Source organism: Streptococcus pantholopis (assembly GCF_001642085.1).
GTDB classification, from domain to species: domain Bacteria; phylum Bacillota; class Bacilli; order Lactobacillales; family Streptococcaceae; genus Streptococcus; species Streptococcus pantholopis.
In genome coordinates this window covers 1,392,709-1,415,155 of sequence record NZ_CP014699.1, presented here as the reverse complement: position 1 = coordinate 1,415,155, position 22,447 = coordinate 1,392,709, and the positions used below count along the sequence as shown (strand labels likewise).

Genomic DNA, 22,447 nt, shown 5'->3' with positions numbered 1-22,447 from the left:
TAGATTTTTGCGGCTGAATTTGTCTTTTTAGAAAAAACGTGGTATGATGGAAAAATAAAATAGACAGGAGATATTTAATGTTTAAAGCTTATAAAAAATTCTGGTTGCAGTATGCAGATTTTACTGGTAAATCGACCCGTTCTGATTATTGGTGGGTTGTTCTTTGTAATTTTTTAATTGCCTTACCTTTCGGGCTGATTGCTTCAGCCATTTTTATGAGTCAGATTTTTTCAATATTGGCTTCTTATGCTGACAGCTATTATACAATGACAGAAGAAGAACTTGCTTATCTTATTTTAAGCAATCTTGGTGCTTTACTGCCCCTGATGCTCATTGGTGTTATATGGAATATTGCCATTTTTGTCCCAACTTTGGCACTGCAAGTCCGGCGTCTGCGTGATGCCGGTTTCCACTGGGCTTTCATTTTCTTCAATTTGGGGCAGCTCTTGCTTCCTATTCCTTTTATCGGTTGGCTTTTTGCACTTGGCTGTCAGGTTACGCTTATCGTATTTTTCTGTTTCCCAAGCAAGAATCAAGCCGGCAGTATATCAGCAGGTTACGCAGCAGCCCCTCAAACACCTACAGCGGCTCCTGATGGATCTGTGAAGGCTGCTGAAACTTCTGCAGCAGTTCACGAAGCGCCGTCTGCTCTTTCTCATACTGTTGCAGATTCAGCTGACTCGGCTGCCCATCACTCCGAACCGGTAAGCCCGGCTATGGATTCAGCTGTTACTCCAAACAGTGAGACCGAAAGCTTTGATTCTGCCATCTCTGAAAAAGGAGAATAATCTGTGAGTCAGCCTGTTGTAGCTGATAAAGTTTAATGTAGCGGGCTGATTTCCCTGCTGAACTTTATCAGGCAGCAGGCTTTTTCTCTCAAAATACGGTTTTGAGGTAATGCATATCAGGGCGGGACAGGCTTGGTCTTTCATTACACTGTTCTGCTGCCTTGCTTTATTTGAAGTTTGGATTAGGAAAAAAGAATGCTTGCAATTGAAAAAATAGAACACTTAAGGAAAGAAAGTTTGCGTCCGATTACGGTTTTATCTGGCGAAGACTGGGGCCAGTACAGTCAGATGAAGCAGCTTTTAATGGAAAGGATTGCCTTTAGTACCTCTGATTTGTCTTATTCGTATTTCGATATGGCAGAAACAGATTATCAAGAGGCGGAAATGGATTTGGAAAGTCTGCCTTTTTTTTCAGATGAAAAAATAGTTATTTTTGATAATTTTTTAGATCTGACGACCGCTAAAAAAACTTTTCTGGATGAAGCTTCGCTTAAACGCTTTGAAGCTTATTTGGAAAATCCTGTTGCCAGCACGCGTCTGCTTATTTTGGCACCGGGAAAGCTGGACGGCAAACGCCGTATTGTTAAACTGCTGAAGCGAGACGCTCAGGTTTTTGAAGCCGGTCCCATTAAAGAAGCGGAACTCAGAACTTATTTTCAAAAAATTGCCCATCAGAATGGGCTGGTTTTTGAAAAAGGGGTTTTTGATGAATTGCTGCTTAAATCCAATTTTGATTTTAGTGAAATCGTGAAAAATCTCCAATTTTTAACAGCTTATAAAAAAGATGGTCAGGTTACAGCATCTGATGTTGTTCAGGCAATTCCCAAAACACTGCAGGATAATATTTTTGAACTGACCCAGCTTATTTTGGGTGGTAAAATTGATATGGCGCGTGAATTGCTTAGAGATCTGCGTTTGCAGGGTGAAGATGACATTAAGCTGATTGCTGTTATGATTGGGCAGTTTCGAATGTTTATACAGGTCAAAATATTATCCGGACAGGGTAAAAATGAACAGCAGATTACGGCAGACTTATCAGATTATCTGGGACGCAGGGTTAATCCTTATCAAGTTAAATTTGCTTTGCGGGACTCACGGACGCTGTCACTTCCTTTTTTAAAACAGGCAGTGGCCGACTTGATAGAAACGGATTACATGATTAAAAAAGGTGTCTATGATAAAGCTTATCTTTTTGATCTTGCCCTGCTTAAAATTATCAGCAGCAAAAGCAAACTGTCAGCAAATTGACCGAGGCTATTATAATGCCCGGAGGTTTCTACAAGCCAAATGGGAAAGTGTTGTTTAGCAGGTCGGATTGAGTTTATTGATTTCAGTAAAAAATTCATAATCAAATTCTTTGAAGGTCCTAGCTTTTTACGATACAATAGCATCATCAAAAAGAAAAGAGGAACATGATATGGCAATTATTTTACCAGATCTTCCCTACGCTTATGACGCACTTGAACCTTATATTGATACAGAAACAATGACACTGCACCATGATAAGCACCATGCTACGTATGTAGCTAATGTAAATGCTGTCTTGGAGAAACACCCTGAAATTGGAGACAATTTAGAGGTTCTCTTAGCAGATGTTGAACAAATTCCGGCTGATATCCGTCAAGCTGTCATTAATAACGGCGGCGGCCATCTTAACCATGCTCTTTTCTGGGAGCTGCTCTCACCTCAAAAAACTGAACCGACTGCTGAACTTGCTCAAGCTATTGATGAAGCGTTCGGGTCATTTGAAGAATTTAAAACAACTTTTTCAACTGCTGCTGCAACACGTTTCGGTTCCGGCTGGGCATGGCTTGTGGTTGGAGCCGGAGGCAAACTTGAGGTGATTTCTACGGCTAACCAAGACAGCCCGATTATGCAGGGCAAGTTTCCTATTTTGGGACTTGATGTCTGGGAACATGCTTATTACCTCAGCTACCGCAATGTTCGTCCGGATTATATTAAGGCTTTCTTTGAAGTTATCAACTGGCCTAAGGTTGCTGAACTTTATCAGCAAGCCACATCTGTCTAAAGAAGGTTAGTAAGCTGCTTCCGGCTTATCAGCTACTTCTAATCTCTGCAGAAATCTGAGTACTGGACTGTTTCAAGCAGGACCGGGCAAAAAAGATTTATAAAAGAACTTGATTCTGTAATGAAACCGGGTTAAGTTCTTTTTTTGTTCTATTAATCCAAAATAATTGAAATCGTCTTGCTTTTTTTTATCTTTATTATAAAATAGAGGGGTTAGGAGAAATAAGATGCATAAAAGAAAAAAAGAGATGATGACGGGGACTGTTGTCTGCGGTTTACTGCTGCTGGCAGTTGCTGTTGTTTTTTTAATCATGGCTAACCAAGCTATCAGCCACAGCCGTAAAAAACAACCGTCCCAGTCCAGCAGTGCACAAGCCTCATCAGGGTCTGATTCTGTTTCGCAGGCTGATGAGAACCTGCCGGTCAAAACGGATGAGCAAAAGCAGGCTGCCTTCGATGCTGATGCAGCAACTATGGAAGCTTATGGTCTGACCTATGATTATGTTCATAGCAATCTAGTTGAGACGGTGCAGGCCTTTCTGGCGGATCAGGGAATTGAACCATCACAGATTGCTTTTTCTTATAAGAATGTGATGACAGGTGAGACTTATGCCATGAATGATACCCAGCCCATGACTGCCGGAAGTACCTACAAACTGCCCTTAAACATGCTGGTTGTGGATGCAGTGACAGAAGGGGAGCTCTCCATGACCGAAAGATTTGATATTACCGAAACAGAGTATGAATATCTGGGAGAGCATGATGCTTATGTGGCCCAGTTTGACGGTGCAATGACAATTGCAGACATGCAGGAATACTCACTGGTCTATTCTGAAAATACACCCGCTTATGCTTTGGCTGAGCGCTTAGGGGGGCTGGAAAAAGTTTATCCTATGTTTAACCGCTATGGTGAATCTAAAGCTGATATAAAGACTATCCAGTCTGAAGGTAATAAAACGACAACTGACTACTACATCCAGGTTTTAGATTATTTGTGGCAGCATCAGGAAAAATATGCCGATATTCTCTATTATCTGGAGCAGTCCTTCCCTGAATATTATTATCGCACCTTTATGCCATCCGGAGTTGTTGTAGCACAAAAGCCGGGTTATGTTCGTGAAGCGCTCAATGTTGACGCTATTGTCTACGAAGAGACACCGTATATTGTTGCCATATACACCGCCGGTTTAGGAGGTTCAGATGAGACGACAGAGGAAGTCAATAATTATGGCCTTTATCAGCTGGAGGCTTTGGCCTATGTGATTAATGAGTGGCACCGTGTTAATATGAATCCGGCACTCACTGCAAAACAAACAGTACTTGACAATTGAAAAAACTCCCGCTCATCCATATTTGGATCGGGAGTTTTTTAATTGCTATTTTGCTGTAAAATCCGAAGACTGCTGTCAATGGTTTTTTTATGGATATCATAGAGCAGTTTTTTAGCTTGACTGTCACTGATGCTGGGCTGCTTCAGCCATTCGAAAATAAAACCTGTCACAGCAGAGGCCAAATAAGAGACATAAAGGTGATTAACAGAACTGAGGCCGTCTTTAGCCAGAAACTGTGTACCTGTCAGACATTTCTCAAAAATGGTATCAGTAAAGAGTTTGAGAAAGAGGCCGTTATCCCTTGCAATAAGAATGGCAATAGCTTCTTTGTGCTCAATGATACTGTCAATAATCCCATCAGTATAGAGTTTGTTATGAGATTGACTGATCTGGTTTAAATTAGCTGCTTTGGGTTCAAATGCTGCTGCCAGGCTGTCCAAAATCCTTGTGATGATTTCGCGGTAAAGTCCGTCTTTTGTATCATAATGGAGATAGAAGGTATTTCGGCTGCATTTTGCTCTCTGGCAAATCTCTTTGACCGTAATAGTCCGGCATTCTTTTTCGCCCATCAGAGATAGGTAAGCCAGCTGCAGATTTTCTTCAGTTTTTTGATAACGTAAGTCGTTTTTATTCATAGTCATCACCTCTTATAGGACATTTTACCATATAACTGTTAGTTAAGCGACAATTAAGGGGAATATATCTATTGTTTCTTAGTATGAAAGCGTTATAATAGTAATAATAATAAAGAATTGAGGTAGTGAAATGCAGAATCGTGTCACAGAAATTTTAGGGATTGAAAAGCCTATTATTCAAGGCCCTTTAAACTGGCTGACAGATGGAAAATATGTTGCTGCAGTCAGCAAGGCAGGAGGGCTGGGTGTTTTTGGCTTCAATGCTGGACAAAAAGAAGCTGTTTATACTGTTGAAGAGACAGTGGCTAATATGCGCCGTGAAATTAAAATAGCTAAGGCCATTACTGATAAACCGATGGGCATGAACATAGCTCCCGGACATCCTTCAACTGATATGTTTACCCAGCCTATGCTGGATTTGATGGTTGAAGAAGGTATTGGAACGGCAGTCATGGTTGGTGATTTTTCAGCTTACTGGACAGAACGTTTCCATGAGAAAGGGATTAAAGTTGTTTTTAGAGCTCAGACTCCAACAGTTGAAAACACTGAGGAAGCTATTCAAGGCGGGGCAGATATCATTGTTGCAACTGGTTTTGACGAAGGAGGCACTGTACCTGAAAAAGTTATCGGGACCTTTTCAATTGTCCCTATGATTGTTGATGCGGCTAAAGGACGGGTTCCGGTTATGGCTGCCGGCGGTATCGCAGACGAACGGACAGCTGAAGCAGCCTTTGTGCTCGGTGCTGAAGGCCTGTTTGTCGGAACAGCGCTTATGATGGCAGAAGAATCGGTATTGGCACAAAATATCAAGGAAATGGCACTTAAAGCTAATGCCAGCGATTTGCTCATGTATCGAACGGTTCCTGCTTTTTACCGTTCACTCCCCGGTGAACTTCCTAATCATTTGGTTGAGCTCAGTAAAGCCGGAAAATCTGAAGAAGAGATTTACCAAGCACAGCATGCTTATGAAGGAATGCGTGATGGTATGCTCTTTGGTGATTTGAGCAAAGGTTTCGCTTCCTTTGGTTTGGGGATTTCAATGATTCACCAGATTGAGCCTGTAGCTGATATTATTGACAGGCTGATGTCAGGTATCAAACGTTTTCTGTAAAAAAGGCTATAATCGCATAAATCCCTTCTCACATGCAGTGAGGAGGGATTTTAGTTTTTTGCTTTTTATATAAACTGTCCGGCCTTATTCCAAGTTTTAGTTTTAAATCTTACTGTAAGCTTCTGACTGACAGCAGGCTGTGTTGGTGCTGCAGTGCGGAAAGAGCCGTGCTGTTTGTCTATCCGGCCGTATCTGTTTGAACTGAAGTCAGAATAAGCAAAAGCAGGATAAGGAATTAAATTTGCTGATAAGGCTTCCCTGTAGTTTCCTGCTGTAAATGCCAAGAATTTGCCGCTGTGCTGTAAATCTTCTCTGCTAGTCCTATAGACGCGGCCTGCATTTGAATAAGGTGCAGGAGCTGTTTCAGGCTGCTTTGCTTTTAAAAAGTTTGCTCCAGCCTCTGTTTGTTCTTTTCTCTGCTCGGCCTTCGTTTCTAAATTTAAGTCAGCAGGGCTGCCGTCTGCAGTCTTTGTATCTTTTTTTGTTTCAGCTTTGTCTGTCTGCTCAGAAGTGTTTTCTTCTGAGGTATTCACCTCTTCTGTCTGAGACGGGGTGCTGCTGGCAGAAGGGGGAGCTGTTTCTGAAGCTGTGTCACTATCATAGGCTGCTTGTTCAGAAGGAAGAGGAGCTTCTGCAGAGGTGCCTGCTGAACTGCTGCCTCTTTCAGAGCTATCAGTCTCTCCGGGCAAGAGAGGAGAAGCTGTATCACTAGGAACTGCAGCCGGTTTTTCACTTTCGTCTATTTGAGAAAAACCAGGAAAGATGATAGAATCATCAGCTGCTGTTCTGTTTCCGTCAAAACTTGGCGGATTGTCAGGCATCATACCGTCACCTACCATAGGACCTCCCATCCCCATACCGAAAGCATTTGCACTGCTTTCGGTTGTGGCTGCTGCACTAGCAGATCTTCCGCTTGAAGTTATTACAGTATAAATTGCTCCTGCGGTCAGATTTTCAGAAGAGAAGACAATATTAGAAAAGTTTGTTTCAGCAGTTGCGGCTGCAATAATGTTGCCGTTGCTGTCTGTGATTGTAATGGTATCTCCTTGACTGCCGGAAATATTAGTCATTATATAGGCCTGGCTGGAGCCTGTTGTAAAAGCCTGAGCCATACCATTACTGCCAATAGCCCAGACTGTTCCGCCGGAAATAAGACCAATGCCATCATAATCAAGGGCCGAATTATCTGCAGATGTCTGAGCCAGATAAACACTGCCTCCGGATATGATGAGGTTACCATTAGAATCCAGGGCATCGCCGCCGGCTGTAATACTAAGGACTGCACCGGCAATGCGGATAGCCACTTCGTGTTCAATATCAGCAGTAGAATTAGTTAAATTGCTTAAATCGGCACTGTCTTTGCTTGTCCATTCAGTAGCATTAATACCGTCGTCTCCGGCATTAATGGTGATTGTCCCGCCAGTCAGATTGATATAGCGGCCTTCAATTCCTTCATCACCTGATGTAATGGAAAGAACTGAGTCCCCTTCGATAGTGACCGTGTCACCAGCAGTAATCCCCTTATCTGCTGCTTCAATGGTCAATACAGAATCAGTAACAGTCAGGTCTGCAGCATTGACATCAGTATCATCTTCAATCTGAATCCCATCATCACCTGCAGTGATAAGGACTGTCGAGTTGATAAGCTTAACATCGGTCGTCGCATGCAGACCGTCTTTGGCTGCGGAGATTAGGCTGAGTACAGCACCATCAATGGTCACACTTGCTGCTTTGACAGCATGTTTGGCGCTGCTGCTTACTGTCAGGCTGCTCTTGTCCCTGGAAGTGACGTAGAGGGCGCCAGCTGCTTCGATCGTATTGGTCAATGCTGAAGAGATAGAGCTGTCAGATAAGATGATAAGAGCGAGATCGCCGTTTGAGTAGATATTGGAATTTGTCAGTTCAAGATTGTCTAATTGAAGGGTTACGGCTTCAGTAACCGCTGAATCGATTGTTATGCTATAGCCATCTCCCATACCACTGATGGTATAGACCCCTGCCTGAGTGATAGTGATAGTGTTTGCTGAAATTGTCACATTATCTGAATCTGATGCAGCTCCATCCTCAGAAAGCACAATAGCTGCTGTTTCTTTAGCTGTGTCAGTGTCTGCGATTTCATCTGTCTTTTTTGCTTCTCCATCTGTAGACAAACCTTTATCTGTTTCTTCTGCTGCAACCGCTACTGAATCATCTGTTTTTTCTGCGTCTGCATCAACAGCAGTACTATCGGTTTTTATTGCTGATTCACTAGAATTTACTACAGCTTCTGAATTCTCCTGCTGGTCTGTATCTGAAAGACTGCTCTTAGTTTCATCTGCATTAATATTGGCTGGCTCTTCATCCGAGCTGGTCGCCGAGGTATAATCGCTCGTTGGTATTTCTGCCGGAAATCCTGAGTTTGCTACGTCTTCTGCGGCTGCCTCTCGGCCACTGCTTAGGACAGTAAAAGCCGCTGCAAGGGTGAGACCAGCTATCAATCCTTGTTTTGTTTTTCGCTTGATACCGTGTCCCTTGGCCTGTGAGAAGGCTGAGCGATTAAATAGATAGTTCTTATTCATCAAGTAACCTCATTTCTTTCTTACTAGCCATATAGTCTACACAGAAAGACTTAAGGAAATCCTAAAGTCAGTATAAAGGAAAAATGGGATACTGCAGCTGATGTCATCACAAAAAACGATTTCGCATTTTTTAGCAATATTCTGTTTGTCGTCACACGACTAAAGGTCAGCTGCTTATCTAGGAGCCACTATGTGATGGGCTGAAGAATTTGAAGGCTTTTGTGGTATTTTAACAAGATTTGAGCTGATTAAGAGGGATAATCGTTTAGTTTTACAATTAAAGCCCTATTTTTCTATGGTATGATAATAGCAGTAGCAAATGGGTAATCAGGCTTTTAAAAAGTCGAACAGGGCTTGGGGATCCAGAAAAAGGCGATATAATCAAAAAGATTGTCAATGAATTATCAGTGTGGGCGCTTTTGTGAGTTTGTCCCATCCTTGTACTTGCAGCATATGGCCTGAGCCCATTTCACGGTCGCCTTTTTAACGGGCTTTGTATCTTGTTGGAATTGAACACGCCCTAAACGCTGCGGGAAAAGACTAGTCAAGTTGAGTGCTGATTTCTTTACTATCCAGCCGTAAACGTCTGAAGGCTTTGTCGTCCTACGGCCGACCGCACCCTTCTAGTCGTTCTGGCAGGGGTGCATCTGCGAAATCAGAGATTTCGGACTTACCGCCTATTTTCCTTTTGCGTTTTTAACGGACTTTATATCTTGTTGGAATTGAACACGCCCTAAACGCTGCGGGAAAAAAGCATGGTCAAATATAGAACTGATTTCAAGTTAGGCAGCCGTAAACGCTGCGGGAAAAGACTAGTCAAGCTGAGTGCTGATTTCTTTACTATCCAGCCGTAAACGTCTGAAGGCTTTGCAGTCTTTACAGCCTGCCGCACCCTTCTAGTCGTTCTGGCAGGGGTGCGTCTGCGAAATCAGAGATTTCGGACTTACCGCCTATTTTCCTTTTGCGTTTTTAACGGACTTTGTATCTTGTTGGAGGAGGTTGTTATGAAACTTAAAGCTGGGACGTATTTTGGAAAAGGACAGGGGCAGCATGGGGATTATGATGTTGAAGTTGAGGTTTCTGAAAGTGCCATTAAAAGTGTTAAGGTGCTGGGAGATCATGGGTCGCCCGCTTATCCTGATACAGCAGCGACAGAAATTCCTGAACGGATTTTAGCTGCTCAGTCAACAACAGTAGATGCAGTCAGCGGAGCCAGCGTTTCTTCACATGCCATCATGGAAGCCGTCAGAGATGCTCTGCTGAAGGCAGGCTTGGAGGAGGAAGACGACTTGTCAAGTCAGGAGATTTCGGTTGATGTGGCTGTCGTTGCTGCGGGGCCGGCCGGATTAACAGCTGCTGTGACTGCGGCAGAAGCCGGCCTGTCGGTTGCTGTTTTTGAAAAGCAGGCAATTACAGGCGGTACAGCCAACATGGGGATGGGACCTTTAGGGATTGACACCAAGATTCAGAAAAGCTTGTTTAATAATATCTCTGTTGAAGAGGCTTTGATTAAGCAAATGACCTATACTCATTATCGTGTAGATGGCGACGTGGTGCAGACTTATTTCAAGCTTTCAAGCGATACTATTGAATGGTTGGAAGATATGGGGGTCAAATTCACTGGAGCTTTTCGCTATTTCAAAGAATCAGAAGCAACTTGGCATATTGTCGATAATGACGGTAAAATTGGACCTGGTGCCGCAGCGCCTATGAATAAGGCACTGACAAAACGGGCTAAGGATTTAGGTGTCAGTTTTTATTTGAATACTCCAGTGGAGGATCTTATCACAGCTGATGGCAAAGTTACCGGCCTGCTTGCTAAAAGCAAGACCGGACGTATTATTAAGGTGCAGGCTCGAGCTGTAGTAGTCTGTACGGGTGGTTTTGGCTCTAATGCCCAGATGCTTGCTGAGGAGTTTGGCTATCACTTAAATCAAGATTTCTTTACCTTCAATGTTCCCGGAATTACCGGGGACGGCCTGAGAATGATGTGGAAGGCAGGTGCTCAGAAGTTTGGCTTGGCGATGGAGAGTATCTTTGTTTTGCCGCATAATCTGCAGTATATGATTGCTGATGGTGTGCTGCGCCAGCCTAATCTCTTGATTAACCAATACGGTGAGAGGTTTATGAACGAAGGAGATATGGGCAATACAACCTTTGCCGGAAATGCTATTGAACTGCAGCCCGGTCATTATGCCTATTGTATTATGGATTATGGGATTTTAAAGCATTATCAGGACAAGGGCCCAGATATTGTGGATTTGGTGCATTCAGCAGAAGGCTTTCAGCTGCTTGATCAGGATATTAAAAAAGCTAAAGAAAATGGGTATGATGCTATCATTACAGCTGATTCTGTAGCAGAGCTGAGCCGAAAGCTGCAGATTCCGCAAGAAAAACTGCAGGCAACCATTGACGAGTACAATACCTATTGTGCCCAAGGCTATGATGAGGCATTTTTCAAAAAAAAGGCCTACTTACACCCGATTACAGGGGAAGGCGGCTATCTGGTCGGTAAATATTATGTCGGAGCTTACGGTACAATGGGAGGCGTCCGAATCAATAGGCACTGTCAGGTACTGGACGCGGAAAACCACATTATTCCCGGTCTTTACAGTGCGGGTTCTGACGCCAATACGATTTATGGTGACAGTTATAATTTTACTTTACCCGGCAATTCAATGGGCTTTGCCCTTAATTCCGGCCGCATGGCCGGACAGGCTTTAGTAAAAGAGCTAAAAGAATAAATAAGTCAAACAAGCCATCAGGGTAAAAAACAGTCCTGATGGCTTGTTTATTTATGTTTAAAGAAAGTATAAATCGTTTTTAATAATGAGATTCTGGTCATCAATATCACCGATTTGAAAGAGCTGAACTAAAGAATCATAATAGGTCTTTAAGAGCAGCCAATCGTCAAGGTCATTGGCTAAGATTTTTTTGATTTGTTTAATACGGTAACGCAGTGTATTGGCATGGATCCACAGCTGATCGGCAATGGCATTGGTATTTTGATTAAATAAAATATAATAAGCTAAAGTCAGTAGTAAATGGCTCTTTTTTTCTTGATCCGTTTTAAAAAGCTGGATGATATCCGGATGAATAAAAATCGGCCGGCCGGAACGATGCAAATCTAAGGTAATGAGACTGGCAAGATAGCGATAAGAAAAGAGATGACCCTGCAGATGATATTTTACAATCATCTGATCAACTTGACTTGCCTGCTGGAACATAGGGCGGAATTCTTTGAAATCGTAAAAAATATGACTGGCGGATAAACGAATCTGGGCAGTCTGACAAAAATCAAGCAGCTCTTTTGTACGGATCTGCATAAAATTTTTTTGGTGGCCGGAAACAAGGAAGACCAGTTTGTTTTCATAAAACATGAAAAGCGCATTCCCCAGAAGCTGCTGCAGCTGTTTAGCCAAAACCAGCCGGTTATTTTCAGAAGCAACAGGCTTTATAAAGGAGACGACCAGAGCGCGTTTATAGTAAAGAACATTCAGTTTCATATCCTCAATTTGCGGATTGCTGATGGAAACTGATCCCTTATCTTTATCAACCAAAGCCTGTAAAAAATAAGAGTAAGCAGCTTCCTTATTCATCAGATAATTGCGATCGTGAGTGAAAGCCAGAGCAACAAGGTGTGCAAAGTGCATAAACACAATCTTGTCCCCCTGTGATATTGACCGGTTTTTTTCATAAATCATCAGCCGACCTAAGACTGTACCGTTCAACCGGATAAAATCAACTAAGGTTTTGCAGTGTAGGATAGGATTGTCAAAAAGATAGGGTTTGCCGCTTTTCTGAAGGATTTTATCGACCTTTAATTTTTTAAGCACGCCCAGATTTTCCTGAGAAATTCGGCCGTGTTGCCGCTCTTCTTTTAAAATAGTTGCTTCATTCGCTGCTTCAGGCGGGAAAGCAATATAGTTCCCCAGATTATCTAAAATAAAAACAGGGTTGTCAAAAATTCGTGAACCGATTTCCGCCAATTTTTGAAAATCAGCTCCGGCAAAGGTAGCATGATAAGCTTCTTCTAACCGTTCCAAGGCAACATAGTTAGTATGCAGCTCTTGTTCAATGATTCTTTGAATCTGCTGTCTGTGCTTTTCATCTTTGGCAACGATAATAGTTGCAGCAGGGAAAGAGCGACACAGTTCTGTTAAAGCCTCTTCCTTATTTAACTGACAAAGTAAGGTTAATTCTGCCGAATTCTCCTTTAGAATTTTGGCAAAATCTCCTCTTAAGCTGTACAAAATGCCCGGCCGTGCATCTTGAGCCAAGTCAGCCCATGTTGTTTCGAGCATATCACTGATATTGAGCTGCAGGTTGCCAAACTGAATAATGTGTATCTTTTCTTCGACTAAAGCGTTGATAATATTATCTAAGCGCATTTTAACCTCCTTTATTAAGATACAAATATTAAAATACAAAGACTGTGCTCAGTTGTAATCTGTCACAAGAATTATACCATCTTTCAGCTGATTTTTGTAAGGGCTTACGAAATAAAGCTACTAAAGAAAGGATATAATCAATTTAGAAAATAAAAACAGAAAGACTTGATAGGAAAAGACACAGAGCCGTGGGCTAACATTATCCATCGGATAATGTCAACCCGAACTTAAAAATGGAGAATATGGGAACCTTGTGAGCTGAGTTTTTGTCTTACTGCTTGCTCGCCGTAGCCGTCTGAAGGACGATTTTAAAAATAGGCCTTAATGTTTATAGTGTTATGTGCAAAACGCTAGTCGTCTAGTGGCACTTTATTCGCTTTTTCAAAGCTTTAATTGGCCTACTAGGCTTTGCGGGGGTGGGACAAGGAACTTTGTGGTCTGGGGTTCTGTCCCACTCCCTAGTCGTTCTGGCAGGGGTGCGTCTGCGAAATCATAGATTTCGGACTTACTGTCAGCCATAAACGTCTGAAAGCTTTGTCGCCTTAACAGTCGACCGGCTTCAGATTTGGGCAAAAACACTTCCGTTTTTTTACATAACAGCAGTAATAGTCTCTAGCTTAGTAGCTAAAATCTATCTGAGGGGTAAATCTTAATGTAGACAAAAGAATTTCTAAGAAGTAAAGAGAGGTATCATTTATGGAACACCAAGGAGTAATGAATCACACGCAGTTAAGGCCCTACAGCCGCAGCGTCTCAATTATCGGCGTTGGCTGTACGCCTTTTATGGAAATTTTAGGCAGCCCTGAAACAGAGGGTTTGACAGAAGGAGAACTTTTTGGCTATGCAGCGCTTGAAGCAATGAAGGATGCAGGAGTAGAACCTAAAGATATTGATTATTATTTTCACGGTCAGGCCAACCCTAACTTTGTTTCCGAGTATATCACGCCTAACATGCAGGTCGCTAATTGGTTTGGCATGAAAGGCAAAGGTTCAATGCACCATTCGGAAGCTTGCTGCACGGGCTATTTGGCTCTGGAAATTGCTGTAATGGCAGTAGCTTCTGGTAAATATGATATTGTTTTGTCGGGATCGGCAGATATGGGTGCCAGCCTCCCGGTTGAAGGGCAGCCAGCTCATAAACGCCGCGGCTTTAGCTTAGAAGAATTTAACACATCTTTAAAATATATCTATGACCGAGCTTACACCAGGGGGATGCAGGCTGGAATGTATACAATTTTTGATGATTTGGCAGCCCTTTATGCCAGAGATCATAAACTGGAGGCTGATACGATGGATCAGGTTCTTTGCGCAATGGCCATCAATAACCGCTACAATGCCTCCAAAGATCCGTTGGCAAAACTACGGCAGACTTATGATGAAGTGGCTAAAGAAAAAGGTTTCTCCACCGCTATGGAATTTATGCAGTCGCCTTTTAATCCTAAAATTGGAGATTATATGCGTGTAAGCGGACTGGAAGAACGCAGCGAAGGGGCAGCGGCAGTTATTGTCTGTCCAACAGAAATAGCTTACAAGTATACTGACCAGCCAATTGTTGTTTTAGGTACAGGTTCGTCCGCTCTTGAGGCTTCAAACCCGCATTTGGAACGTCGGGCAACACGCGAAGCCTGTCAGCAGGTCTATGATATAGCCGGTATTAAACCAGAGGAGATAGATCTTTTTTATGCCAATGATTTCGTGATTACATCACATTTAGATGCTGCTGAAATAGCTGGCTACCTTCCTCAGGAAAATGGCTACCAGTATGTTTTGGAAGGCCGGACTCGTTTTGACGGGGATAAACCGATCAACACCAATGGCGGCCGGACCTCTTTTGGTCATGCCCATGCGGCTTCAGGTTTAGCTGATATTTATGAAGCTGTTAAGCAGATGCGAGGTGAATGCGGTGAGCGCCAAGTTAAGAAGCTGCCAAAAACAGCAATGCTGCGCGGTTTTGGCGGCGGTCAAAATGTATCAGCGACGATTTTGAGAAAGGGATAGCTATGGAAAAAATTGTAAAAAGATATTATGATGCTTTAGATGAGGGTCAGCTGCTGGGACGCCAATGCTCGGGCTGCGGTGCAGTGGAATTCCCTCCCGTTTTAACCTGCAACGCTTGCGGGGAATTACATGATATGAACTGGATTGAAATCTCCGGGAAAGGCAGAATGGTTGACTTCTTTCTGCCGGGCATGATGACTCATCAGCCGGTAAATGATGACCTGAAGCCTTATGCCTACGGATCTGTTGAAATCGCTGAAGGAGCTTATTTTAACTGTATTATAAAAGGCGTCAGAAAGAAAAACCGTGATTTTATGGAGGCACATCTCCCAGATGTCCCCGTCCATGCTGTCATTGTTCCTAGGGACGGCTATAAAATGGTTGTTTTTGCTGTTGATGAAGATTTTCTGGGGAAAGCCCCGTAAGTTCTGTGCAAAAAAGACACAGTAAGTTTAGAATTGATTTCAAGTTAGCCAGCCGTAAACGACTGAAAGCAGACAAAATTCCTAGCCTCCCAAGTCATTGCTTGTAGTATAAACAAGACGCTAGTCATCTAGCGGCATTTTAGTCGCTTTTCAAAGCTTTAAAATGTCTGCTAGGCTTTGTGGGGGCGAGACATCGAACTTTACGGTCTGGGGTTCTGTCTCGCTCCCTAGTCGTTCTGGCAGGGGTGCGTCTGCGAAATCAAAGATTTCGGACTTACCGCCATTTTTGCTTTGCTCTTTTAACGGCCTTTGTATCTTAGTGTAAAGGAGTTTTGTAATGACTGAATTAGAGAAAAATGTTTTGGAATTGGTTGCACAGGCTTTTAATAAAGATATTGCCGATATAGGTTTAGATACAACCTTTAAAGATGATTTAGCTGCTTCATCGCTTGTCATGGTAAGTTTGATTGCCAATATTGAAGAAGAACTGGATGTTATGATTCCTATTTCTGAGGCCGCCAAGTTTAAAACAGTTGCTGATTTGACTGCAGCTGTAGCCGCAGAAGCGTAGGTACTGTTATGGATATATTGGAAAGAGTTTATCAGAGAGCTCAGAGACAGCCAGCCCGTATGGTTTTTCCTGAAGCCTATGATGAGAAAATATTGCAGGCGGCTTACCAGGCTGGAAAGAAAGGCTATATTAAGCCTGTTTTGGTGGGCTGTCCGCAAAAGATTAAGGCACTGTGTCAAGAACTACAGCTAGACAGCCAAGTGTTTACAATTTATGATGTAGAGGATGATGAGTTAAAAGAGAGCTTACTGAGTGCCTATGCTAATTATCCTTATGCTATTTTTAAAGGGAAATCCCTGAAACGTCGATTGGCTGATCCCTTATATTATGCTTTGGTTTTAACCGCTCTGGATAAGGTTGATGCAGCCTTTGCCGGAATCTCACAGCCGACAGGCGATATTATTTTAGCCGGACAAAGTATTGTAGGTTTAAAAAAAGAAATAGCCACAGTTTCAAGCTGTGGAATTATGCAAATCCCTGGTTTCAAGGGTTCTGAGGGTGATTTGCTTGCTTTTGGCGATGCAGCAGTGTGCCAAAATCCTGATGCGGCAGAACTTGCCAGTATTGCTATAGCCACTTGTGAAACAGTTCGTTCACTCTTAGATTGGGAACCGCGCTGCGCCTTGCTTTCTTATTCCAGTTTGGGCAGTGGCAGCGGTGAATTGGCAGACAAGGTTGTTGAAGCAGTCAGAATAGCTAATGAGCAGCGGCCGGATTTAGCAATTGAAGGCGAGTTTCAGCTTGACACTGCCATCAACCCATCATCTGCAGCCAAGAAAGTATCTCAGTCTTCTAAAGTTGCCGGACGGGCGAATGTCATCATTTTTCCGGATTTAAATGCAGGCAATATTGGAGTGAAACTGGTTCAGCAATTTGCTCAGGCTGATGCTTACGGTCCCATGATTACCGGCATGAATAAGGTGATTAGCGACTGTTCACGCAGTGCCCCAGTTTCTGAACTAGTGGGTAACATCGCCCTAACTGCCGTACGAGCCATGTGTTAAAACTGAATATGGTCAGAAAGTTCAAAAAAGACGCCCGCTCATGTTTACAGCACATCGGTCGGGTCTCTGTTTTTCTGACTCTTTCTATACGGCCTTTGTATCTTGTTGGAATTGAACACGCCCTAAAATCCTAGTGAAAAAGATGGCATACATCATGGCTTTGTAATAGCAATTGAGTAGAAAAGCCGTAGCCGTCTGAAAGCTTTGTCGTCCTAGCGGTCGACCGCACCCTTCTAGTCGTTCTGGCAGGGGTGCGTCTGCGAAATCGAAGATTTCGGACTTACCGCCTATTTTCCTTTTGCGTTCTTAACGGCCTTTGTATCTTGCTGAATTGAACACGGCCTAAGGCTGTGCAAAAAAGATAAAATTTCCTAGAGTCTTAGCGGCTCTTCGTCAATTTTCCTATTTTTGCTTTGCTCTTGTAACGGCCTTTGTATCTTATGTAATTGAACACGCCCTAAACGCTGCGGGAAAAAGCATGGTCAAATATAGAACTGATTTCACAGTTAGGCAGCCGTAAACGTCTGAAGGCTTTGCAGTCTTTACAGCCTGCCGCACCCTTCTAGTCGTTCTGGCAGGGGTGCGTCTGCGAAATCGAAGATTTCGGACTTACCGCCTATTTTCCTTTTGCGTTTTTAACAGGCTTTGTATCTTGTTGGAAGGGAGGATAGATGGCTGAATATAAGATTTTAACGATTAACCCTGGTTCAACATCGACAAAGATTGCTTATTTTAAGGGTGAAGAAGCTGTTTTTACAGAAAATGTTGCTCATGACAGCAGTGAATTAGCACAATTTGACAGACTTTCACAGCAATTAGATTACCGCAAAACCTTGATTGAAAAATGTCTCGCAGACAGTTCGCTGACACTGAATGATTTGGATGCTGTTGTAGGCCGAGGCGGAGGTCTGATGCCGCTGGCAGGCGGTGTTTACGAGGTCAATGATCAGTTGTATAGGGACGCTAAGAATGGGGCTAATGGGGTAGAGCATCCGGCCAATCTCGGCCCCCAGTTGGCACGCTATTTTGCCCGCAAAGCCTCTTGTTCGACTTTTGTGGTTAACCCTCCTGATACCGATGAATATCAGGATCTGGCTCGGATGACAGGAGTTAAAGGTGTTTACCGAACCTGCCATCTTCACGCCTTGAATCTTAAGGAAACAGCCTTGCACCACGCTAGGAAACAAAAAGAAATCTATCAAAAGGTTAATTATATCGTTTGTCATATTGGCGGGGGAATTTCAATTTCTGCTCATCGTAGAGGTCAGATGATTGATGGTACAGATATTGTCGGAGGTGAAGGACCGATGGCACCGACACGTGCTGGCAGCCTGCCTTTAACGGGAGTAGTAGAGCTTCTCAATGATGGCGTCTCAGCCTCTGACCTCAGAAAACTGTGTACAAAGAACGGCGGTTTTGTCAGTCTTTTAGGGAGTGCAGATGCCAAAGCCATTTTTGCAGCTGCGCAAAAAGGAGCTGAGGCCGAACAGCTGGCTTGGGATAGCATGATTTATCAAATCGCTAAAACAATCGGTCAAATGGCCGCTGTTCTAAAAGGCGATATTCAGGCTATATTGCTGAGCGGCGGTTTGGTTAATAATGCAGACTTAGTGAGTCAAATCACTGACTATTGTCATTGGATAGCTCCTGTTTATGCTTATCCGGGAGAGTTTGAAATGCAGGCAATGGCTAATGGCGCCAGCCGAGTTTTGTCAGGACAGGAAGAGGTCAAAACTTATACAGGCCGGCCTGTCTGGACTAAAGAGGCGTTTCCGTTTTGATTCAAGAAGCAGTACAGCACGGTTGGCTGTACTGCTTCTTGCTTTTGCTGTTAATTGGCAGATAGGAAAAGGCTGAAAATTTTATCTATTGAGAGCAGTCCGAAAAATGATTAAATGGAGAAATCTCATCTTCATTAAAAGGATTTTTTGCTATAATAATCATAGCAGTAGGAACGTAAACAGTCTCAAAGAACAGAATCTTTTCGAATCATTCAGAAAGCTAGGATGAACAGCGGCTGCGGAGGAGGCAAAGTATGTTAATTAGAAAATATGAGCAGGGCGATTTAGAGAAGGTGAGAATGATATGGAATGCTATTGTTGAAGAAGGTAATGCCTTTCCACAGGAAGAGGTATTAACAAAAGCAGCAGCAGCTGAGTTCTTTGCTGATCAAAGTTATACGGCTGTGGCAGAAATGGATGGAAAAATAGTAGGATTATATATTTTACATCCTAATAATATTGGACGCTGCGGTCACATTTGTAATGCCAGTTATGCTGTTTCCTCTGCTGCCCGAGGGCGTCATGTAGGAGAAGCGCTGGTCCAGCACTGTCTGACTGCAGCCAAAGATTTAGGTTTTCGTATTCTGCAATTTAATGCCGTAGTAGAAAGCAATATTTCTGCCCGCCGTTTATACGAAAAGTTAGGTTTTATTCAGTTAGGAACAATTCCAGGCGGTTTTCGAATGAAAGACGGCCATTTTGAAAATATCTGCCCTTATTACTATAAACTCTAACAAACTCATCTTTAAGAATACAATAGGGATAAAACCAATCTCCATTAAAATGAAGGGAATTGACTATGAAAAACTCTGTCTCCACCGTCTTGCTGCTTTTATCAGCAAGCCTTCTCTTAACGGCCTGTCAGGAAAAAGCAGCTCCTCCTGAAGGAAGTTTCAGTCAAGCTGTGACAGAAGAAACAGCAGCCAGCAGTCAGTCAAGTTCAGGCCCAAGCACTTCTTCAGAGAGCACTGAGGCAGAAGCGGGCTTATCTGACGAAGAATTGTATGCTGAAACACTGCAAAAAGTAGCAGCAGATCAGTCTGATACTGTTGCTGATTATTATGCTTTCTATGACATTGATCATAACGGTACTAATGAACTGATTACCGGCTATTCTTCCGGCGGGACTGTTTCATTAGCAGCCATTTACTATCTGCAAAACGGAGTTCCGGCTTATCTGGCTCAGTCCTATGTTCCTTCAGCCGGCGGTCACCGCGAAAGTGCGATTATTTATGATGACGGAACAGTAGCTTACGCTCAGTGGCATTCTCTTAACGGAGAAGGGACTGCCTATCTTTATCAGCTGCGGGCTGATAATAGCGGCTATGATGTACTGATAGAACAGGAATTTCAAATAAGTGAAGGCAATCCGGTACCAACTTTTGATTCTGGCAGAACAGCCCTTAATATAAAACAGTTTGACTGGAAAGACTTCTAACATCAAGATACAAAGCCCGTTAAGAACGCAAAAGGAAAATAGGGGCCTGACTGACGAATCGCCAGATTCTAAGTCAGGACATCTTTTTCCCGCAGCGTTTAGGGCGTGTTCAGTTTATCAAGATACAAAAGCTGCCGGAAATTCTTAGTACAAGCCCTGATCAGTATTTTTTGGATAGAGCTGATGAGACTGGCAATCAGAAAAAGCCGCTGACCGCCTGTCTTATGCAGAAGGGCAGACTGTGAATTATTTTTTAGTAAGTCGACCTCTCTTAAGCTTCCTTTAAGCTTCTGCCAGTATACTATCATTATCTCCTAAAACTTTCACAGCCAGCTGGTCTGGCTGTGTGCGTTGCTGTTTGAGCAAAAACAGCAGCTGCATCTTTTTCATAAATTTCCTAAAAAAACGAACCTGCCTAATAGCAGGTTCGTTTTTGTATTCAATCTAAAAGGAATATTCTAAACTAAAGTGCTCAAAAGTTTTCTCCAAATCCTGACTGACATCATCCTTATTCTGCAGCAACCGGTCAATAAACTCCGGTTCTTCCAGTGCTAAGACATAGACCTTGATACTAATGTTCATACCTTGCTTGAAAATCAGAATATTAAGATTTTCTTTTTCATCGGCTAAATGTTTGGCAAAGATATGGTGAACACGTTCAATCACATAATGATCCTGTGTTGTCGAATAGGCGAATTCCTTAAAAGAGGTAATCAGCGTCTGGACAGGCTCCTTAATGGAAACCGCTACTAAAACTGCAGTGACAAAGAAATCTCCAGTGTAGTGAAGAAAACCTAGAGTCCCTTTAATATCAATAAAATATAAGAGGAAAAAAGCCAGGCCGACTCCGGCAGAAATTAAACCATCAGCAAAATTTCCTTTTGCCTCTGCCTCTAGGATAGTACTCATGTTGCCGATTTTTTCATTTTGCCTACGGTTGTAAGCTGCTAAGGAAAAGCTGATGAGTACCATCAAAGAAGTGTAAGGCAGGACCGGTCCGGAGTTTATCGGATGGCCAATATGGTCCATAAAATAAGCATAGGCATTTGCAGCAGATTCTAAAAGAGCAATAATCAGCAGCATCAGTGTCGCAACGGATTTGATAAACGCATAGAGCGGTTCTAAAAAATACATGCCGTTTGGAAATGAAGCAGTGCGCCTTTTGCTGTTTTTGGAGATATAGAAAGCCATCACAGAGGAGATAAAAGTGATGACTGAAAAAACAGCATCTAAAAGGAGGGCGTTCAAATCGGTAACGACATAAACAATCACTCCGGCGGCTCCCATAAAACCATTGCCAAATGTTGAAACCATTAACGATCGTTTTTCAATAGCTTTCTGATTCATAACGTTCCTCCTTTGCTCACTGAGATAGTACTTTTATTATAACATAAAATGTAAGCGTTATCAATTCGGGTGAATCAAGGATTGAAGCTGCAAAAGAATAAGCATAACTGGCGTAAAACAGAGGTCCTGTATAATCATTTCATAGACCTGCCAAAGCCAGTATTTTCAATAGCATTCAGCTGCTTTAAACTTTTTATGAAAACATTCTGATAAATGACTACCTAAAATAATCAAATCATGTATTTAGTATGATAAATTAAAAACTAAAAACTGAAAAAGAAGCTTGACGAAATATCTTATAAAGCTTGCTGTTACAGGCTTGACAATATATATATAATAGTTTTAAGGAAAAATTAAGAAATGGAAATGTCAAAATGGGGATTATAAAAAAGATATTAGGCTATAAAGTCTATGCTTGGTTGCTTATTTGCCTAAGTTTGGCTGTCCTTGGCCTTTCGCTAACTTATAATTCTGTGGCTAAACAAACAGATAATAATACTAGCTAGCCAGGTGCATTATCTGGAAAAAGTCAATGAAGTTGTTTTTCTCAATGCGGGTATACACCAAGTCATTAAAAAATCTAATGTCAGCAGTTTCTTTGGAATTGATATCCCATTTTCAAAGAAAACGGCCCTTATTATTGTGCATTATAAAGCTAAGTTTGGCATTAAAAATAATGTTACGATTAAGCAAACAGGTGAAAATAGCTACACAGTCAAGGTTCCTAAATTGCAAGTCATTGGAGTCGAACTGGACGGGGAAAATCCCTATGAATTATATGATAGTAATGGGGAACTGCTAAGTTTTTCTACTCAAAATATTGATACAGGAGAGTTAGTGACCAATGAGATTTCAAATAAACGTCAGCAAGTTTATTTGAAAGAATACAAAGAAATGATAGAGGAATCAGCAAGAGACTATTATAAGAATATCTTTTCCTCTATCGATGAAGGCTTAGAAGTTACAGTAATTTTTACGAATTAAAAAGAGGGTATTTGCCCTCTTTTTAATTGAAAATAGAATCAGACAGTTTATCAAGAT

At 42.4% G+C, this 22,447-nt stretch carries 19 protein-coding genes; 14 read left to right on the top strand and 5 right to left on the bottom strand.

The window, feature by feature from the left end; genetic code table 11:
* Positions 1-77: 77 nt before the first annotated feature.
* From A0O21_RS06510 to A0O21_RS06495, 4 genes are all read left to right on the top strand, one after another.
* Positions 78-788, top strand: coding sequence for a DUF805 domain-containing protein (locus A0O21_RS06510; protein WP_067063185.1), 711 nt, complete (start codon positions 78-80; stop codon positions 786-788).
* Between the two features lie 195 nt (positions 789-983).
* Positions 984-2,036: a DNA polymerase III subunit delta gene (holA, locus tag A0O21_RS06505; RefSeq protein ID WP_067063180.1), complete on the top strand. Its 1,053-nt coding sequence runs from the start codon at positions 984-986 to the stop codon at positions 2,034-2,036.
* Positions 2,037-2,205: 169 nt separating this feature from the next.
* Entirely contained in the window at positions 2,206-2,817 is a 612-nt protein-coding gene (sodA, locus tag A0O21_RS06500) for a superoxide dismutase SodA (protein WP_067063176.1), read from the top strand.
* Positions 2,818-3,043: 226 nt separating this feature from the next.
* The gene (locus A0O21_RS06495) at positions 3,044-4,147 is read left to right on the top strand and encodes a serine hydrolase (RefSeq protein ID WP_067063172.1); all 1,104 of its coding nucleotides are present in this window, start codon (positions 3,044-3,046) and stop codon (positions 4,145-4,147) included.
* 38 nt (positions 4,148-4,185) lie between these two features.
* Here the strand turns inward: A0O21_RS06495 and A0O21_RS06490 are convergent, their stop codons facing one another.
* The gene (locus tag A0O21_RS06490) at positions 4,186-4,782 is read right to left on the bottom strand and encodes a TetR/AcrR family transcriptional regulator (RefSeq protein ID WP_067063168.1); all 597 of its coding nucleotides are present in this window, start codon (positions 4,780-4,782) and stop codon (positions 4,186-4,188) included.
* A gap of 130 nt (positions 4,783-4,912) precedes the next feature.
* On the opposite strand from A0O21_RS06490, the gene A0O21_RS06485 reads away from it, so the two are divergent.
* The gene (locus A0O21_RS06485; protein ID WP_067063163.1) at positions 4,913-5,893 is read left to right on the top strand and encodes an NAD(P)H-dependent flavin oxidoreductase; all 981 of its coding nucleotides are present in this window, start codon (positions 4,913-4,915) and stop codon (positions 5,891-5,893) included.
* A gap of 65 nt (positions 5,894-5,958) precedes the next feature.
* Here A0O21_RS06485 and A0O21_RS06480 read toward each other — a convergent pair whose 3' ends face one another.
* Positions 5,959-8,451: a carbohydrate-binding domain-containing protein gene (locus tag A0O21_RS06480; RefSeq protein ID WP_067063160.1), complete on the bottom strand. Its 2,493-nt coding sequence runs from the start codon at positions 8,449-8,451 to the stop codon at positions 5,959-5,961.
* Between the two features lie 1,004 nt (positions 8,452-9,455).
* Between A0O21_RS06480 and A0O21_RS06475 the strand changes: the two genes are divergently transcribed.
* Complete coding sequence (locus tag A0O21_RS06475; protein WP_082854426.1) at positions 9,456-11,195, top strand: FAD-dependent oxidoreductase; 1,740 nt, start codon at positions 9,456-9,458, stop codon at positions 11,193-11,195.
* 57 nt (positions 11,196-11,252) lie between these two features.
* On the opposite strand, the gene A0O21_RS06470 is transcribed toward A0O21_RS06475, so the two are convergent.
* Positions 11,253-12,842: a PucR family transcriptional regulator gene (locus A0O21_RS06470; protein ID WP_067063156.1), complete on the bottom strand. Its 1,590-nt coding sequence runs from the start codon at positions 12,840-12,842 to the stop codon at positions 11,253-11,255.
* A gap of 696 nt (positions 12,843-13,538) precedes the next feature.
* Between A0O21_RS06470 and A0O21_RS06465 the strand changes: the two genes are divergently transcribed.
* From A0O21_RS06465 to A0O21_RS06435, 7 genes are all read left to right on the top strand, one after another.
* Positions 13,539-14,840 (top strand): thiolase family protein, encoded by a 1,302-nt coding sequence (locus A0O21_RS06465; protein ID WP_173644631.1) that lies wholly within the window; start codon positions 13,539-13,541, stop codon positions 14,838-14,840.
* Positions 14,841-14,842: 2 nt separating this feature from the next.
* Complete coding sequence (locus tag A0O21_RS06460) at positions 14,843-15,265, top strand: Zn-ribbon domain-containing OB-fold protein (RefSeq protein ID WP_067063148.1); 423 nt, start codon at positions 14,843-14,845, stop codon at positions 15,263-15,265.
* A 337-nt stretch (positions 15,266-15,602) separates the two neighbouring features.
* Positions 15,603-15,836, top strand: coding sequence for an acyl carrier protein (locus A0O21_RS06455; protein WP_067063144.1), 234 nt, complete (start codon positions 15,603-15,605; stop codon positions 15,834-15,836).
* Positions 15,837-15,844: 8 nt separating this feature from the next.
* Positions 15,845-16,840: a phosphate acyltransferase gene (locus A0O21_RS06450; RefSeq protein WP_067063141.1), complete on the top strand. Its 996-nt coding sequence runs from the start codon at positions 15,845-15,847 to the stop codon at positions 16,838-16,840.
* A 671-nt stretch (positions 16,841-17,511) separates the two neighbouring features.
* Entirely contained in the window at positions 17,512-18,621 is a 1,110-nt protein-coding gene (gene buk, locus A0O21_RS06445; protein WP_067063136.1) for a butyrate kinase, read from the top strand.
* Positions 18,622-18,875: 254 nt separating this feature from the next.
* Positions 18,876-19,355: a GNAT family N-acetyltransferase gene (locus A0O21_RS06440; RefSeq protein WP_067063131.1), complete on the top strand. Its 480-nt coding sequence runs from the start codon at positions 18,876-18,878 to the stop codon at positions 19,353-19,355.
* A gap of 65 nt (positions 19,356-19,420) precedes the next feature.
* Positions 19,421-20,059, top strand: coding sequence for a hypothetical protein (locus A0O21_RS06435; RefSeq protein ID WP_067063128.1), 639 nt, complete (start codon positions 19,421-19,423; stop codon positions 20,057-20,059).
* A 98-nt stretch (positions 20,060-20,157) separates the two neighbouring features.
* Here A0O21_RS06435 and A0O21_RS06430 read toward each other — a convergent pair whose 3' ends face one another.
* Both A0O21_RS06430 and A0O21_RS06425 read right to left on the bottom strand, forming a co-directional pair.
* On the bottom strand, positions 20,158-20,367 hold the full coding sequence (locus A0O21_RS06430; RefSeq protein ID WP_067063124.1) for a hypothetical protein: 210 nt from the start codon (positions 20,365-20,367) through the stop codon (positions 20,158-20,160).
* A 136-nt stretch (positions 20,368-20,503) separates the two neighbouring features.
* Positions 20,504-21,406, bottom strand: coding sequence for a cation transporter (locus tag A0O21_RS06425; RefSeq protein WP_067063120.1), 903 nt, complete (start codon positions 21,404-21,406; stop codon positions 20,504-20,506).
* Positions 21,407-21,916: 510 nt separating this feature from the next.
* On the opposite strand from A0O21_RS06425, the gene A0O21_RS06420 reads away from it, so the two are divergent.
* Entirely contained in the window at positions 21,917-22,390 is a 474-nt protein-coding gene (locus A0O21_RS06420) for a DUF4230 domain-containing protein (protein WP_158511699.1), read from the top strand.
* Positions 22,391-22,447 lie beyond the last annotated feature (57 nt).

Bases quoted from the DNA above. Each gene is read 5' to 3' on its own strand.
- A0O21_RS06510 (WP_067063185.1), top strand. From the start codon at position 78: ATGTTTAAAGCTTATAAAAAATTCTGGTTGCAGTATGCAGATTTTACT.
- holA (WP_067063180.1), top strand. From the start codon at position 984: ATGCTTGCAATTGAAAAAATAGAACACTTAAGGAAAGAAAGTTTGCGT.
- sodA (WP_067063176.1), top strand. From the start codon at position 2,206: ATGGCAATTATTTTACCAGATCTTCCCTACGCTTATGACGCACTTGAA.
- A0O21_RS06495 (WP_067063172.1), top strand. From the start codon at position 3,044: ATGCATAAAAGAAAAAAAGAGATGATGACGGGGACTGTTGTCTGCGGT.
- A0O21_RS06490 (WP_067063168.1), bottom strand. From the start codon at position 4,782: ATGAATAAAAACGACTTACGTTATCAAAAAACTGAAGAAAATCTGCAG.
- A0O21_RS06485 (WP_067063163.1), top strand. From the start codon at position 4,913: ATGCAGAATCGTGTCACAGAAATTTTAGGGATTGAAAAGCCTATTATT.
- A0O21_RS06480 (WP_067063160.1), bottom strand. From the start codon at position 8,451: ATGAATAAGAACTATCTATTTAATCGCTCAGCCTTCTCACAGGCCAAG.
- A0O21_RS06475 (WP_082854426.1), top strand. From the start codon at position 9,456: ATGAAACTTAAAGCTGGGACGTATTTTGGAAAAGGACAGGGGCAGCAT.
- A0O21_RS06470 (WP_067063156.1), bottom strand. From the start codon at position 12,842: ATGCGCTTAGATAATATTATCAACGCTTTAGTCGAAGAAAAGATACAC.
- A0O21_RS06465 (WP_173644631.1), top strand. From the start codon at position 13,539: ATGGAACACCAAGGAGTAATGAATCACACGCAGTTAAGGCCCTACAGC.
- A0O21_RS06460 (WP_067063148.1), top strand. From the start codon at position 14,843: ATGGAAAAAATTGTAAAAAGATATTATGATGCTTTAGATGAGGGTCAG.
- A0O21_RS06455 (WP_067063144.1), top strand. From the start codon at position 15,603: ATGACTGAATTAGAGAAAAATGTTTTGGAATTGGTTGCACAGGCTTTT.
- A0O21_RS06450 (WP_067063141.1), top strand. From the start codon at position 15,845: ATGGATATATTGGAAAGAGTTTATCAGAGAGCTCAGAGACAGCCAGCC.
- buk (WP_067063136.1), top strand. From the start codon at position 17,512: ATGGCTGAATATAAGATTTTAACGATTAACCCTGGTTCAACATCGACA.
- A0O21_RS06440 (WP_067063131.1), top strand. From the start codon at position 18,876: ATGTTAATTAGAAAATATGAGCAGGGCGATTTAGAGAAGGTGAGAATG.
- A0O21_RS06435 (WP_067063128.1), top strand. From the start codon at position 19,421: ATGAAAAACTCTGTCTCCACCGTCTTGCTGCTTTTATCAGCAAGCCTT.
- A0O21_RS06430 (WP_067063124.1), bottom strand. From the start codon at position 20,367: ATGATAGTATACTGGCAGAAGCTTAAAGGAAGCTTAAGAGAGGTCGAC.
- A0O21_RS06425 (WP_067063120.1), bottom strand. From the start codon at position 21,406: ATGAATCAGAAAGCTATTGAAAAACGATCGTTAATGGTTTCAACATTT.